The organism is Paenibacillus sp. P32E, assembly GCF_001909085.1.
GTDB lineage: Bacteria > Bacillota > Bacilli > Paenibacillales > Paenibacillaceae > Paenibacillus_AQ > Paenibacillus_AQ helianthi.
Genome location: NZ_LVYY01000001.1, coordinates 216479 through 230909 on the forward strand (window position 1 = coordinate 216479; position 14431 = coordinate 230909).

Genomic DNA, 14431 nt, shown 5'->3' on the forward strand with positions numbered 1-14431 from the left:
GTCACATCAGTCCTTTCAGGTAGACGAAGCTGAAGATAAAGATCCAGACAACGTCCAGGAAATGCCAGAACAGTGAGAAGATAAATGCTTTGTTGGCTGTAGCCGGGTTAATACCCTGACGCCATAGCTGAATCATAATCGCCGTTCCCCACAGGAAGCCGAAGCTGACGTGGGCACCGTGCGTTCCCAGCAGGACGAACAGACTGGAGAGGAAACCGCTGGTTTGCAGCGTAGCCCCTTCATGCACGTAGGTCACAAATTCAGTGATTTCAATGCCGATAAAGCCCAGACCCATCAGCAGCGTGAGAGCCATGAAGACCATCATTGCCTTCTTATAGCCTAGACGCATGGCATGAACCGCAAGACCGATCGTGAACGAACTGGTCAGCAGCAGGAAGGTTTCAATCAGCACCGGGCCAATTTCAAAAAGCTCTTTTCCGTTAGGGCCGCTGGCGAAGCGGTCCACCATGACCAAGAATACGGTAAACAAGGTGGCGAACAATGGAATTTCAGCTCCAAGAAACACCCAGAACCCGAAAATTTTGTTACTGTTCTCTTCTGTTGAGTATTCAAGCGGCTTGGACGCATCTATTTTCATACAGTCTCACCCCGCATCAATTTCTTTTCTGTAGCGTTAACTTCATCCACTGAGATGTAATAGCCGTGATCGCGGTCGAAGGACATAGCTGCCAGCATAATCAGAATACCCACTCCGGCAACAATCGCAGGAATCCACATGCTGAAGACCAGGAAGAAGCCGGCGAAGAAGAAGATCACACCCAGAATAAACGGCTTGCCGGTATTGCTTGGCATATGGATCTTAGTGATTTTGTCTTCGAACAAAGGTAATTTGTCATGCTTGGCGGACCAAAAGGCATCACGTGTCTGAACTTTTGGCACAACCGCAAAGTTGTAGACCGGCATTGGGCTATGCGTAGCCCATTCCAGTGTGCGTCCATCCCAAGGATCGCTTGTTGTATCTCTTGGCATGTAGCGTGTGCTCCAGTAGATGTTGTAGACCAACAGTACAAAGCCTATCGCTAATCCCACCGCACCCACAAAGGACAGCATATTGAGCGGGCCAAAGCCGGTTTCCTTAGAGTAGGTGTACATCCGGCGAGTCATCCCCATCAGACCGAGGAAGAACAGCGGGAAGAAGGTCACATTGAAGGAAATCACGATCCACCAGAAGGAATGCTTACCCAGCCGTTCGTTCAGACGGAAGCCGAATACTTTCGGGAACCAATAGTGGAACCCGGCAATAACGGCGAAGACAGCACCCGGAATCAGCACGTAGTGGAAATGCGCAACCAGGAACATGGTGTTGTGGTACTGGTAGTCGGCACTGGCCATTGCCAGCATGACCCCCGTTACCCCGCCGATGGTGAAGATCGGGATAAAGGCCAGCGTATACAGCATCGGTGTCGTAAAGGTAATCCGGCCTTTTCGCAGTGTAAACAGCCAGTTGAATATTTTAACCCCGGTAGGTACAGCTATCGCCATCGTGGTGATGGAGAAGAAACTGTTGACCATAACGCCTTGACCCATGGTGTAGAAATGGTGAGCCCATACCAGGAAGGACAAGAGGGAGATGATCAGCATACTGAATACCATGGAGGTATAGCCGTACAGGTTCTTTTTGGAGAAGGTGGCGATAATTTCGCTATAAATACCGAAGGCCGGCAGAATAACGATATATACCTCAGGATGTCCCCAAACCCAGAACAGGTTCGCCCAGAGCATATCCATCCCGCCGTTGGCCATGGTGAAGAATTGGGAGCCGAACAGGCGGTCGAACATCATCAGCGCCAGAGCCACGGTCAGAACCGGGAAGGCGAAGACGATAATCACGTTGGTGATCAATACGGACCAGGTGAACATCGGCATCTTCATCAGCTTCATGCCCGGTGCGCGCATTTTAAGAATGGTTACGATAAAGTTGACGCCTGTGATCAGAGTCCCGATACCGGAAATCTGCAGCGCCAGGGAGTAGTAGTTGTTGCCGACCGTCGGACTAAACTCCAGACTTGCCAGCGGGAAGTAGGCCGACCATCCGGCATCCGGCGATCCGCCGATGACGAAGGAAATGTTGAGCAGCATGGCCCCCATAAAGAAAAGCCAGAAGCTGACGGCGTTAAGACGCGGGAAAGCTACGTCGCGTGCGCCGATTTGCAGCGGTACGATAACATTCATCAGACCGATAATGAACGGCATGGCCATGAAGAGGATCATGATCAGACCGTGGGTAGTAAAGACCTCATTATAGTGCTGTGCGTCGAGGAACTTCATTTCCGGCGCTGCGGTTTGCAGACGCATCATCATCGCGTCCACGCCCCCGCGGAACAGCATGAGCAGCGCGGCCAGGATATACATGACGCCGATTTTCTTATGGTCGACCGTGGTCAGCCATTCGCGCCAGAGGTAGCCCCATTTTTTGAAATAGGTAAGCCCGACGAGAATCCCGATAGTAGCAAGTGCGATACTGATCATGGCTCCGTATATCAAGGGTTCGCCGTGAACCTTAAATTTGTCTAAATCCATTAGGGTGGCTCCTTTCAGGTTGTTTCATCGAGCGGTACATTACGAATTGCTGTTTTGCGTCTGTTCATCTACCGGTGAGCTTGGCAGCGGCTGTTCGACTTCCGGATTCGGTTTACTGTCGAACTCGGTCTGGCTCGAAGGCTCCGGTGAAGGATGAATATCCTTATTGTTCTGATGATCCATATTTCCGTTATCCATATCCATCTCCTTGCCTTCACCGCTCATATGCTCGCTGTGGTCTCCCGGAGGAGGGCTGAATTCCAGATGGGTGGAAGAATACGTTTTACGTCCAAGAAAATCGGTGGCGAGCAGGCCCTTGAATTCTTCTTCTGTAAGCTTAGGAGCCGTTTCCTTGACCTCTTTCACCCACTTGTCATAATCCTTGCTGCTCATGACAAGCGCTTCGAATTCCATATGGGCGAAGCCTTTACCGCTGAAGTTGGCATTCTTGCCAATATATGAGCCTTCAGTATCTGCGGAAAGATGAAGCGTGGTAAGCATGTCGCTCATCGCATACTTTTGTCCGGCAAGCTGTGGAATCCATAGGCTCGTGATGGTACCGAAAGAGTACATTCTGAACTCTACTGCCCGGTGCACTGGCATATTGACATAGTTCACGGTTTCAATGCCTTCCTCTGGATAGCTGAAATGCCATTTCCAGTTGGAAGAAGAAGCATAGATGACGAGAGGAGTCTGGTCTTTGTAATCTTCGGCCTGCTTCTCGACAGCGCTAGTCGTTTTGACTGTCACCACGGACAGGAAGGCCACGATAATGATCGGGATAATAATCCAGATCGCTTCGAGCACCTTGTTGCCCTCCTCATGCTCCGGAATGTATCCTTCATTGCTTTTCTTGGCCCGGTATTTCACCAGCACGAAGATATATAAGATGTAGACAACGGCCAGAACACCGAGCATCACGAGAATAGAAAGGATGATGGTGTCAGATAAAGTTCGTGCAGACGGCCCCTTCGGGTTCAGAACAGCGAGTGAACTGCATCCCGGCAGGAGGAGGATGAGGCTGAGAAACAAAGCGTATAACGGTCCCTTTTTTTTCATATAGAACTCCTTCCTTCAATAGTTCTTTTCATGCACCGATCTTTAGCGGGCAAACATTAACCTGTATCTATAGTAAGAACTACTTACCCATAATGCAAAATACATATTTTGTAATAAAAGCTATAATCGTCCTTAAAAATGTCCATTCAGTTAAATATATGTGATCAATTTGTTACAACATCCTTAACGTATGATAAAGATCACAGTAACGGTGCGCCTTAAGGTTATTTTAAGAATGTTCAAATTTTGTTCATAATTTCACAAATGTTACTATTTTCGTCACAAATATTTAAGCCGTAAAAGGCCCGAATTCATTGGGATTTGCTTACTATGACAGCATTCGACTAAGTTTGAGTTCTTTCTGAAAACAATGACAATATGTCATATATCACAGCATAACAGTTACAACTTTTTCTGCTCGCGGTTACAATCTCTCAATTTACGTTATATCTATGTATGCTAAAGTAATAGATAAATATACATAGATTGGAGATTGTGTCGGTGGCTACTAAAAAGATAATGCTCTTATTCATGTCTTTATTCCTGTGCTTCGGTGTCATTCAAACAACAGCAAGTGCAACGGGAGTGAACAAATCTCTGAAGTTGGGGGTAGGGGATACCTTAAGCGGTATCACAGCCGTATCCCAAAATGATACCTATTATGTTCCTCTCCGCGCTTTGGCGGCAGAACTGAAGTGGACCCTCACCGGTCTTCCAGATGGCATTCAGGTCGACGGCGGGGGACGAACGCTCAGGCTGCTGGGGGATAATGGGGGAGCTAAGCTCCAGGATGGAACGGTTGCCAAGGCAGATACATTTCTTCAGAATGGAACATTGATGGTTCCGCTGAAGATAAGCGCCTACCTCGGATATATCATTTCCTTTGAACCGGAGAAATATTTACTGCGCGTCTATGATGCCTCGGCAACCTTGGATGACGCAGGGTTCTTAAGCAAATACAAGAGCGAGCTGACGCCGCCTGTAACCCCCGAAGAACCTGCAAAAACTCCTGTAACCAAGCCGGGTACTACCTTGTATCTGACCTTTGATGACGGACCGTCAGCGACAACATCAGAGCTGCTGGACATCCTGGACAAGTATGATGTCAAGGCAACGTTCTTCATGATTGGACCCAATATGAACCGTTATCCTTCCCAGGTGAAGCGGATTGTGGAGATGGGAAGTGGTCTCGGCTTGCATGGCATGACGCACCGCAAAGAGAAGTTCTATGCGTCTGCCTCTGCTGCACTTGCCGAAATGAACGGGGACAATGCTATCCTTACGAAGATCACTGGCAAAGGGACAACACTGATTCGTCCGCCATACGGCAGCAAGCCTTATTTCACCAAGACCTTTAGAGACAAAGTGCTGGGTCAAGGCTATCATCTGTGGGACTGGAATGTGGACTCGGACGACTGGAAGTACAAAGAAGATAGTGCCACCATCTACACAACAGTCATGAATCAGGTGCATAAGCTGCAACACTCCAGAACCAATCCGGTGATCCTGATGCATGACCAGAAAGCAACACTCAAAGTACTGCCGCGCCTGCTGGAGTCGCTGAAGAAGGAAGGCTATACGTTCGAGATTATTACGAAGGATGTCGAGCCGTTGAATTTCTGGCGGGACAAGCGCTAAGCAACTCAAGGGTTGGAACTTTCGGGGACAACTGTTGGTCATTATGATTTTCTATACAAAGGAGCAAGCTGCGGGGATGAATCAACCCGCAGCCTGCTCTTTTTTTGTCATTGAATGGGGAGACCAGCAGGGGAAAGACGGCAGAAATGCCGTTGTTTCAGCCCTCACTTATACAAATAACTGATAACCATCTGAACCAGCTCGGACTTCAGCCGGTCGGTTGCGATACGCTGCGGGGAGAAGGAGATGACATCAACGATGGCGCTGACCGTTTCGAACACGATGATAGAAGCAGCCTCCACGTCTTCCGTCTTAAGCTCATCTTGTCCCATCTGCAGATACTTCAGTGTTTTAATCCGGCCCACCTCATACTGGGCATCCATCAGCTGCTTAATTTCCTCATCGCTATGGTACATGACCGTCAGATCTTTATGGTATCCGATAAAGGCCTTATGGGAGACGAGAAGGGTGTCGACCAGATGGGTAATCAGCTCGGTCCGTTCGATGGTTTTGAAGTTGATCTCAGACATCGAAGCGTCGATCCGGGCCATAAGCTCGTCGCCATATATTTTGAGAGCATCGATAAAAACAGCTCTTTTATCAATGAAATAGGAATAGAAGCTGCCCGTCGATACTCCGGCGGCCGCTGCGATTTGCTTGGTATTGGTCTGGTGGAAGCCCTTGTCCGAGAAGAGCTTCATAGCCGCCTGGATAATAGCTTCCTTGGTTTTGATACTGCGTTCTTGCCGTGGTGTTCTGATCTTGTCCTCCATATCACTCATGTCCGGCAGCTCCCCCTTGTAGTACTGATTGTAGAGGAGGGGATTTGGGCTGTCAATAAAAGTTGAACTAAAGTTCATTTTTATTGACAAAGATGAACTTTAGTTCATATAATCACAACATGAACTTTAGTTCACATTTTGGGAAGCCTTTTTGAGGAGTGGTGAAGATGAGTATTAGAATGCGCAGAGCTTTATCTTTTACGGCAATCGTCCTTGGTTTTTTCATGGCGCTGCTGGATACGACGATTATTAATATTGCCCTGCCGGAGATGACGCGCCATTTCGGCGGGAGTGTATCACGGATTTCATGGGTGATGAACGGGTATAACCTGGCTTTTGCCATATTCATTCTGACCGCCTCGCGGCTGGCGGATCAATTTGGCCGGAAGAAGGTGTTCATGTTCGGGGTGGCCCTGTTTACGCTAACCTCCCTGCTTGCAGGGTTTGCAACCTCTCTCGGGGTTCTGATCCTGCTGCGGGTGATTCAGGGTCTAGCCGGGGCTATTATTGTTCCGGTCACCATTCCCCTGACTACGACTACTTTTCCGAAAGAAATGCATGGCCTGATTATTGGCATCTGGGGAGCTGTGTCAGGTATTGCGGCGGCAAGCGGACCGGCGCTGGGCGGGATTCTTACGCAGAAGCTCAGCTGGGAGTGGATCTTTTTTGTGAATGTGCCGCTCGGTGTACTGAGCATTGTGCTGACGGCTGTCTTCATTGAGGAATCGCGGGATAATACGGCAGGCCGGACAATCGATTACGGCGGAACCCTTGCCATTACCGGAGCGATGTTCTTCATTACGTATGCGCTGATCAAGGTGCAGGAATATGGCTGGAATTCCGGTGTGATCCTTGGGCTGCTCGGGGCAGGCCTTGTGTTCCTGCTGCTGTTCATCTTTACGCAGTGGAGAGGGAAGGAGCCTATGCTGCCTTTGTCACTTATGCGGATACGTACATTCAACGGTGCTTCCCTGACCTTGCTGATTGTCGGTGCAGCGCTAATGAATCTCTCCCTGTTAACTTCCTTCTTTCTGACGCGGATGATGGGGATGACCGAACTGAAGGCAGGTCTAGTATTGTCCATGATCGCTGTAGGCTCGATTGTAAGCTCGGCTATTTCGGGTCCGTTGTCTGCAAAATACGGAAGTCACCTGTTCGCTGCATCCGGTATCGTGGTCACTGGCGGAGCAATGTATGCTTTGAGCGGACTTCACGCAGACTCGGCTCTTTCAGAGGTGGTGGTGCGGCTGTTAGTGGCGGGTGTCGGCGTGGGCCTTACCATGGCGCCGGTGATGTCTTCCGCTGTTCGCAATGTGCCGGATGACAAAGTGGGCATTTCTTCAGGAGTCACCAATATGGCCAAAGCGCTGGGCAGCGTCATCGGAGTGGCTATTATCGTGACCGTGCTGCAGCACAATACGGACAGTGAGCTGGGCAAGGCGGGGATTTCCGCCACTAAGGTCATTCAGACGAATACGGAGCTTCAGCCCTTTGTCAAAAATGTTCTAACCGAAGCGGTGGCTTCCATCGGCAAACAAGGGAATGCAGCGAGGGACAGCAGTGGCAGGGAAGCGGATACCGCTTCAGCTGTAGTTCATGCGGTGGAGCTTGCAGCAGCTAAGCTGCCGCCTGCGGAACAGAAGGCTTTTGCGGCAGACAGCGCCAATCAATTTCATGAAGTGAAGCTGCTCCTGTCTCAGGCAGGAGGCGGAATGCAGCAAGCGGCGGTGAAGGGATTCAGCCGGACCTTTGCTTTTGCCGGTCTGCTTATGATCCCTGGGATCCTGTTCGCTCTCTTAAGCGATAAGCGGCGGAAGCCCGAGGAGCCTGTGGTGCAAGCTGAGCCCGCTGTACTGGAGCGTTAATCTCCTCAAGGGTCATAGCCCTCCGCTGTGACACCAGTCCTACTGTTAGCATAGAATGGACTACATTCTATTAGCCGAGGTGATACTGGATGCCTAACACCATAAGAAGCACACCCAGAGAGGATGGCTACCGTATGCCGGGCGAATTCGAACCGCATGCGGGAACCTGGATGCTCTGGCCCACCCGTACAGATACCTGGAGGCTGGGCGCGAAGCCGGCACAGGATGCTTTTGCCGAAGTAGCTGAGGCGATTGCTGAATTTGAGCCGGTTACCATCGGTGTAATCTCCTGCCAGTATGAGCATGTCCGCTCCCGCATGCCTGCGGCTGTGCGCGTGGTTGAGCTGTCGTATAACGATGCCTGGATGCGGGATATCGGACCGACCTTTGTCGTGAACGGGCAGGGGGGAGTGCGGGGGATCGATTGGGGGTTCAATGCCTGGGGCGGCCTTCACGGGGGATTGTATTTTCCCTGGGATCTCGACATGCTGGTGAAACAAAAAGTGCTGGAGATCGAGCGTATGGACCGCTATGATCTTCAGCATTTTATTTTGGAGGGCGGTGCAGTCCATGTGGATGGTGAAGGCACACTGCTGACCACCAGTCAGTGCCTGCTGCACAAGAACCGCAATCCGCATCTGACGAAGCGGCAGATGGAGAAGCTTTTACGGGATCACCTGAATATTACAAAAATCATCTGGCTGCCCCAGGGCCTGCATAGCGACGAGACAGATGGTCATATTGATGAGGTGGCGGCTTTTGTGAAGCCTGGAGAAGTAGTGATGAGCTGGACGGATGACCCGGATGACCCGCAGTATGCGGTGCTGGGCAGGGCCTATGAAATGTTGAGCCGGGAGAGGGACGCCAGGGGCCGCAGACTGGAGATTCATCGGCTGCATCTCCCGGACCGGCTGATAATAACGGACGAAGAAGCGCGGCGGATTGACACGGCCCATCACAGCTACTACCGGGGAGCAGGCACTGTTTTTGCAGCAACCTATGTAAATTTCTATATCTGCAACGGCGGTGTGATCATTCCCGCTTTTGGCGACCCGAGGGATGCAGAGGCACTGCGTACACTCCGTGGTTTATTCAAGGACCGCAGGGTAGTGCAGATCAATACGCGGGAAATCGCCCTCGGCGGCGGCAATATTCACTGCATCACCCAGCAGCAGCCAAGAGGGTGGTGAAGCTCTGTTGCTTAGCTATAGTAGATTTCTGGACGGCCCTGTTGGCCGTTTCTTTGTGTTGACATCCCTATCTGACTGTATTAATAATAGTAGTACAGTTAATACACTGAGATGCTTGCCAGAAGACAGCATACGAAAGGAGGACTGTCATGTTCGAATTGGACGTCCGCAGCCGCAAGCCGATCTATGAGCAGTTGACCGATAAGGTCAAAGAGATGATCATGCACGGAATTCTGCGGGCAGATGACCAGCTTCCGTCCGTAAGAACCTTATCCTCACAGCTAACAGTGAACCCCAACACGATTCAAAAAGCCTACCGGGAGCTGGAGCGTGAAGGCTATATCTATTCTTTGCAGGGCAAGGGGAGCTTTATAACCCCTTCGCAGCAAGGGCAGAACGAGAGCAAAAAAGCGGAGCTTCGGGAGGAATTGCTGCGCCTGATGGCGGAAGCAGTCTATCTCGGATTCACCGAAAGTGAGATAGGAGCGCTGTACCGCCAGGTGCTGGAGCAAAGAGAGGGAGGGGAGAAACCATGATCGAGATTCGCGGAGTCAGCAAGAGCTTTCAAGGTGAAAAGGCTGTGGACAGCCTGTCGCTGACTGTACATAAAGCAGCCATTTATGGACTGCTGGGCTCCAATGGTGCCGGAAAAACCACGCTGCTGAAGACACTTGCGGGCATCTACCGGCCTGACGAGGGAACGGTCCGCATTGGGAACAAACCGGTGTTTGAGAACCCGGAGGTGAAGCAAAGCCTAATCTTTATGCCGGACAGCCCTTACTTCTTCCCGCAGGCGTCGGTCAACAGCATGGCGGCCTACTACCGTTCGATTTATCCTGGGTGGAGTGACAAGCGTTATGAGGAGCTGGGGACAGTGTTCCGGCTGGATACGGCACGCAAGCTAAGCCGCTTCTCGAAGGGGATGCAGCGCCAGGCGGCGTTCTGGCTCGCGCTAAGCTGTACACCTGATGTGCTCATCATGGATGAGCCGATTGACGGGCTGGACCCGGTGATGCGCCGGCAGATCAAAAATCTGCTGTTTCAGGAAGTCGCTGAGCGGGAGCTCACTGTGCTGATCTCTTCACATAATCTGCGGGAGATTGAGGATCTGTGCGATCATGTCGGCATTATGCACGGCGGCCGGATGCTGGTTGAGAAGGATCTCGATGACCTGAAGGCGGACACGCACAAGATTCAGGTGGCTTTCCGGGATGAGCGTCATGCTGCGGCACTGGCGGCCAAGCTGCAAATTCTCCATCAAGAGCAGCGGGGCAGCGTGAATCTCTATATCGTAAAAGGCGACCGGGAGCGGATTTCGCAAGCTTTTCATGTCTATGAGCCGTATGTGTTCGATCTGCTTCCCTTGACGCTGGAGGAAATCTTTATTTATGAAATGGGGGATGCCGGGTATGACGCACAGCCGATACTTCTTTAACAGCGGTGTAATCCGCCAGAATGTGCGCCAGCACGGCTGGATCGGAATCATCTATACCCTGGGCCTGTTATTTTCACTCCCGTTGCAGCTGTTCATGAGCGGTAATTCCGGTACACAGCCCCAGAAGGTGGATAATCTGTTCCGCGTAGCAGGAGATATTCAGGTGCTGTTCATCGTCGTTCTTCCTGTAGCTGCAGGCTTGTTCGTGTTCCGCTACCTGCAGTCCAAAATGGCCTCCGATCTGTGGCATAGCCTTCCGCTGCGGAGGGAGCATCTGCTTACTGCCCATATGGCGAGCGGACTCGGCCTTCTGCTGCTTCCGGTCTGGCTGACGGCAGCGGTTACCGCAATCGTGACTCCGCTGGGCGGCAATATGTACATCTATTCTGGTGCAGATATTTGGAATTGGTGCCTGATCGTCAGTGTTCTTACCCTGTTCCTTTTTGTGTTCAGCACCTTTGTTGGCATATGCACGGGGCAAACGGTGCTCCAGGGAATAATCATTTATATTCTGCTCATTCTTCCGGCAGCATTGTTTCAGCTGGTCAATTTACATTTGAGCACGTACCTGTATGGCTACCCGCAATGGTCCGGGTCCAGCGACAGTCTGTATATCTGGTCACCGCTGCTGCGTCTTATCACTTATACAAATGACATCTTTAGCGTAGCAGAGCTATGCATTTACGCGGCACTGTCGGTTGTATTCATCGCCTTATCCTTTGTGCTGTATCGAAATCGCCATGGGGAGAAGACAGGGCAGGCCATTGCCTTCGCCTATTTCAATCCACTGTTCAAAGCGGGTGTCATGCTCTGTGCCATGCTTCTCTCGGGAACTTATTTTACCTCAGTGAAACCTCATCAGCTGGGCTGGATGATCTTCGGTTATATTACCGGGGCTATACTGGGCTATATTGCTTCTGAGATGATTATCCGTAAAACCTGGCAGATCCTAACGCGTAAAGTGCCAATGGAGTTTGCAGTGTATGGTATTCTGCTGGGTTTGCTGCTCTACATTCCGGTATCCGGATTAACCGGATATGAGAACCGGGTGCCTGCGGGGGAACACGTCACGGGGGTGTATGCAGGGAGCAAATACCAGATGTACAATGACGATTCCTATCCGCGGATATACAGTTTCAGTGCAAGCGTAGATTCGTCCGGCGTGGATCAAGATCCTCCTTTGGCTAAGCCGGATTTCTACACTACCGATAAACAGTACATCGAAGCTGTACGCAGCCTTCATCATGCGCTTGTAACGATGCGGCCAACGAATCAGGATTCAGTGAGACACGATTCTCCTGGAGCCAGAATGTTCACTCTTGCCTATCAACTGGACAACGGGCGCAAGCTGGTGCGGCAGTACTGGATTCCGGGTGAGGGATTTGAGCCGGAGATGAAGTCGGTGATGGAAAGCAAGGGCTTCAAACAGAATGAATATACGCTTTATCAACTGGATGAGGACATAGAAAGCATCCGCCTTGGCTCCAATTATACAAATAAAGCTGTTAGCATCTCTGATCCACAGGAGGTTAAGGAATTTACCGGGCTATTGAAGCAGGAAATTTTGAACATGAGCTATGAAGATCAGACTGGCGACCAGAAGTCGATCGCTACTATGCAGATGAACAGTAAGCCGAACCATATAGGGTATGGTTTTTATTATGACTTCGACTGGAAGCCTTCCTTTCATGAGCTGGAGAACTGGCTCGTTCAGAAGGGATATGCGGATAAGGTCCGTTCTACAGCACAAGATGTCATCTCCGCTGAACTGATCCAAGATGATTATGCCGGCAAGCTCCCTGAAGAGACTAGGTTTGACGCTGAACAACATGTGAAGCTGGCACGCAGTGAGAACCGTGCTGTTATCGTTAAGGGTGCGACAGAGATTAACGATATTCTGAGCCGCCAGCGCAATTTTACAGGCAAGAATGGCGATTATATGGTAAAGCTGGTCTATAAAGGCGGATTCATAGATTATGCTTCGCTGCATGAAGAAGACTTAACGCCAGGCCTTAAAGCACTTATTCCCTAGAACTGGGTTGACAGAACCTGGAACCGTGGATTATGCTTTTGGAAATATTATGATGCCCACATCGCTAAGCGTATGCTTACGAAGTAATGCTAACCAAACTTTTAGGAGGTCAGGACAGATGAATGAACAAGGAAAACTATCGTACCCGAATCTTATCCATTTGTTTCCCATTTATCTGTCCGCCTCGTTCGGCAGGCTGGCCCTAGCAGCGGTTGATTCATTTCCGGCAGCAGCAAGTGATCTTGTTCACGGGAAGTAATTTGCCTGAATATGCATGAGGCGAAAGCATGGCCATGGACGATGGAGTCCATGGCCTTTTTTGACTTTTTATCTTGAAAAAGATTGGGGGAGATACATCATGTCTGAAATTCATCAATCCATTATCCGCGAGCTTCACGCCATCGAATCCGAGGAGGATGTCCGTATCCTGTACGCTTGTGAGTCCGGCAGCAGGGCCTGGGGTTTCCCCTCCAAAGACAGCGACTATGATGTGCGGTTCCTTTACCTGCGCCGCCCGGAAGCTTATCTCTCGATCTTCGGGCAGCGGGATGTCATTGAGCGTCCAATCAGTGACCTGCTGGATATTAATGGATGGGACCTGAAGAAAGGGCTGACCCTTTTCCGTAAATCCAACCCGCCGCTCCTGGAGTGGCTGCAATCCCCGATTCGTTATGAAGAGAACTATACCGTAGCAGACAGAATCCGCCGCTTGTCGCCGCTTGGATTTTCGCCCAAATCCTGCATTTACCATTATCTGAATATGGCCCGCGGGAATTACCGGACTTACCTTCAGGGCAGCGAGGTTAAGATCAAGAAGTATTTTTACGTTCTCCGGCCAATGCTGGCATGTGCATGGATTGAGAAGTATCAGGAGGTGCCCCCTCTGGAGTTCACAGTGCTGGTAAAAGACCTGATTCCGGAAGGAACGGAGCTGAGAGAAACGGTCGATAGGCTGCTGGTCCGCAAAATGTCAGGCGATGAACTGAACCTGGAGCCTCGGCTTGAGTGTATTAACAAGTATCTGGAGCAGCAGATCAGCCACTTTGAAGAAGCGGCGGCCCGGTTTGGACCAGGAAACGGGGTAGAGGACCACGTGCTGGACGAACTGTTCCGTTCCGCACTGCTTGAGGTGTGGGGCGGAGAAAGCCGCTGGATCCCTTAGAGAGAAAATCGAGTAACGTAGAAGGAGAGATGGGCGCTATGCATTTAATGAGCTAACAAATCGCACCGTTGTGCATATCTGGATGGCGTATAACTGAACCTGTGAAGAGAGAACAAATGAGGTGTAACAAATGTTGAACCCAGCTGCTGAGGTTTCACTCAGCAAATTTATGGCCAAGATGCTCCGGCATACCCCGTCAGCGTATGGGCTGCTCCTTGATCCTGAGGACGGCTCCTGCCTGCTGGGGGATCTGCTGAGTGTCATCCATGCCGCCCCGAAATGGGCCGGCATCACTGTAGAGGACATCTGTCAGGTTGTCCGAAACAGCGAGAAGCAGCGCTTTGCCATTGAAGGTGAGCGTATAAAAGCGCGGTATGGGCACAGTCATGCCAAGCTTACATATGAGACGGGAACCCCGCCTCCTGTGCTGTATCATGGCACTAATCAATCTGCATTGTCCGCGATCCTGAAAGAAGGGCTGAAGCCGATGGGGAGGCAGTATGTACACTTGTCAGAGGGGCTTCATTTTGCCAGCTTGGCCGGGAGCCGCAGAGGCAGGCTGGTTCTGCTGAGCGTGGATACGGTTAGGGCTGTGCATTTGGGAGTAATCTTCTATTATGCGGGTAATGAGGTATGGCTGGCGGAGCCGGTTCCACCTGCTTGTATTGCCTTACGGAAAGAAGAGTAGACGGGTACCGCCAGCTTCCAGCTTACAGGAGGGATGTCC

13 protein-coding genes are annotated in these 14431 nt (G+C 50.8%); 9 read left to right on the plus strand and 4 right to left on the minus strand.

Annotation, left to right across the window (positions count from 1 at the left end; genetic code table 11):
- Position 1: 1 nt before the first annotated feature.
- From A3848_RS00670 to qoxA, 3 genes are read right to left on the minus strand one after another with little or no spacing between them, the layout of a single operon-like run.
- Positions 2 to 598: a cytochrome (ubi)quinol oxidase subunit III gene (locus tag A3848_RS00670; protein WP_074082968.1), complete on the minus strand. Its 597-nt coding sequence runs from the start codon at positions 596 to 598 to the stop codon at positions 2 to 4.
- Positions 595 to 2541: a cytochrome aa3 quinol oxidase subunit I gene (gene qoxB, locus A3848_RS00675; RefSeq protein WP_074082970.1), complete on the minus strand. Its 1947-nt coding sequence runs from the start codon at positions 2539 to 2541 to the stop codon at positions 595 to 597. The genes A3848_RS00670 and qoxB overlap by 4 nt, the downstream gene beginning before the upstream one ends.
- A 39-nt stretch (positions 2542 to 2580) precedes the next feature.
- Positions 2581 to 3600, minus strand: coding sequence for a cytochrome aa3 quinol oxidase subunit II (gene qoxA / locus A3848_RS00680; protein WP_074082972.1), 1020 nt, complete (start codon positions 3598 to 3600; stop codon positions 2581 to 2583).
- A gap of 501 nt (positions 3601 to 4101) precedes the next feature.
- On the opposite strand from qoxA, the gene A3848_RS00685 reads away from it, so the two are divergent.
- Positions 4102 to 5238, plus strand: coding sequence for a polysaccharide deacetylase family protein (locus tag A3848_RS00685; protein ID WP_143192314.1), 1137 nt, complete (start codon positions 4102 to 4104; stop codon positions 5236 to 5238).
- A gap of 164 nt (positions 5239 to 5402) precedes the next feature.
- On the opposite strand, the gene A3848_RS00690 is transcribed toward A3848_RS00685, so the two are convergent.
- On the minus strand, positions 5403 to 6020 hold the full coding sequence (locus A3848_RS00690) for a TetR/AcrR family transcriptional regulator (protein WP_074082976.1): 618 nt from the start codon (positions 6018 to 6020) through the stop codon (positions 5403 to 5405).
- 167 nt (positions 6021 to 6187) lie between these two features.
- Between A3848_RS00690 and A3848_RS00695 the strand changes: the two genes are divergently transcribed.
- The 8 genes from A3848_RS00695 to A3848_RS00725 all read left to right on the plus strand — a co-directional run bounded on the left by A3848_RS00695 (position 6188) and on the right by A3848_RS00725 (position 14392).
- Complete coding sequence (locus tag A3848_RS00695) at positions 6188 to 7885, plus strand: MFS transporter (RefSeq protein ID WP_074082978.1); 1698 nt, start codon at positions 6188 to 6190, stop codon at positions 7883 to 7885.
- 89 nt (positions 7886 to 7974) lie between these two features.
- Positions 7975 to 9075 carry an agmatine deiminase gene (aguA, locus tag A3848_RS00700; protein WP_074082980.1) on the plus strand — a complete coding sequence of 367 codons (1101 nt, stop codon included), beginning with the start codon at positions 7975 to 7977 and terminating at the stop codon, positions 9073 to 9075.
- Between the two features lie 149 nt (positions 9076 to 9224).
- On the plus strand, positions 9225 to 9611 hold the full coding sequence (locus A3848_RS00705) for a GntR family transcriptional regulator (protein ID WP_074082983.1): 387 nt from the start codon (positions 9225 to 9227) through the stop codon (positions 9609 to 9611).
- Positions 9608 to 10510: an ABC transporter ATP-binding protein gene (locus A3848_RS00710; RefSeq protein ID WP_074082985.1), complete on the plus strand. Its 903-nt coding sequence runs from the start codon at positions 9608 to 9610 to the stop codon at positions 10508 to 10510. The genes A3848_RS00705 and A3848_RS00710 overlap by 4 nt, the downstream gene beginning before the upstream one ends.
- Entirely contained in the window at positions 10485 to 12542 is a 2058-nt protein-coding gene (locus A3848_RS00715) for a DUF6449 domain-containing protein (RefSeq protein WP_074082987.1), read from the plus strand. Before A3848_RS00710 ends, A3848_RS00715 begins: the two co-directional genes overlap by 26 nt.
- A 118-nt stretch (positions 12543 to 12660) precedes the next feature.
- Entirely contained in the window at positions 12661 to 12801 is a 141-nt protein-coding gene (locus A3848_RS32025; RefSeq protein WP_178381868.1) for a hypothetical protein, read from the plus strand.
- A gap of 99 nt (positions 12802 to 12900) precedes the next feature.
- Positions 12901 to 13704, plus strand: a complete 804-nt coding sequence (locus A3848_RS00720) for a nucleotidyltransferase domain-containing protein (protein WP_074082990.1) — start codon at positions 12901 to 12903, stop codon at positions 13702 to 13704.
- A gap of 130 nt (positions 13705 to 13834) precedes the next feature.
- Positions 13835 to 14392 (plus strand): RNA 2'-phosphotransferase, encoded by a 558-nt coding sequence (locus A3848_RS00725; protein ID WP_074082991.1) that lies wholly within the window; start codon positions 13835 to 13837, stop codon positions 14390 to 14392.
- Positions 14393 to 14431: the final 39 nt, after the last annotated feature.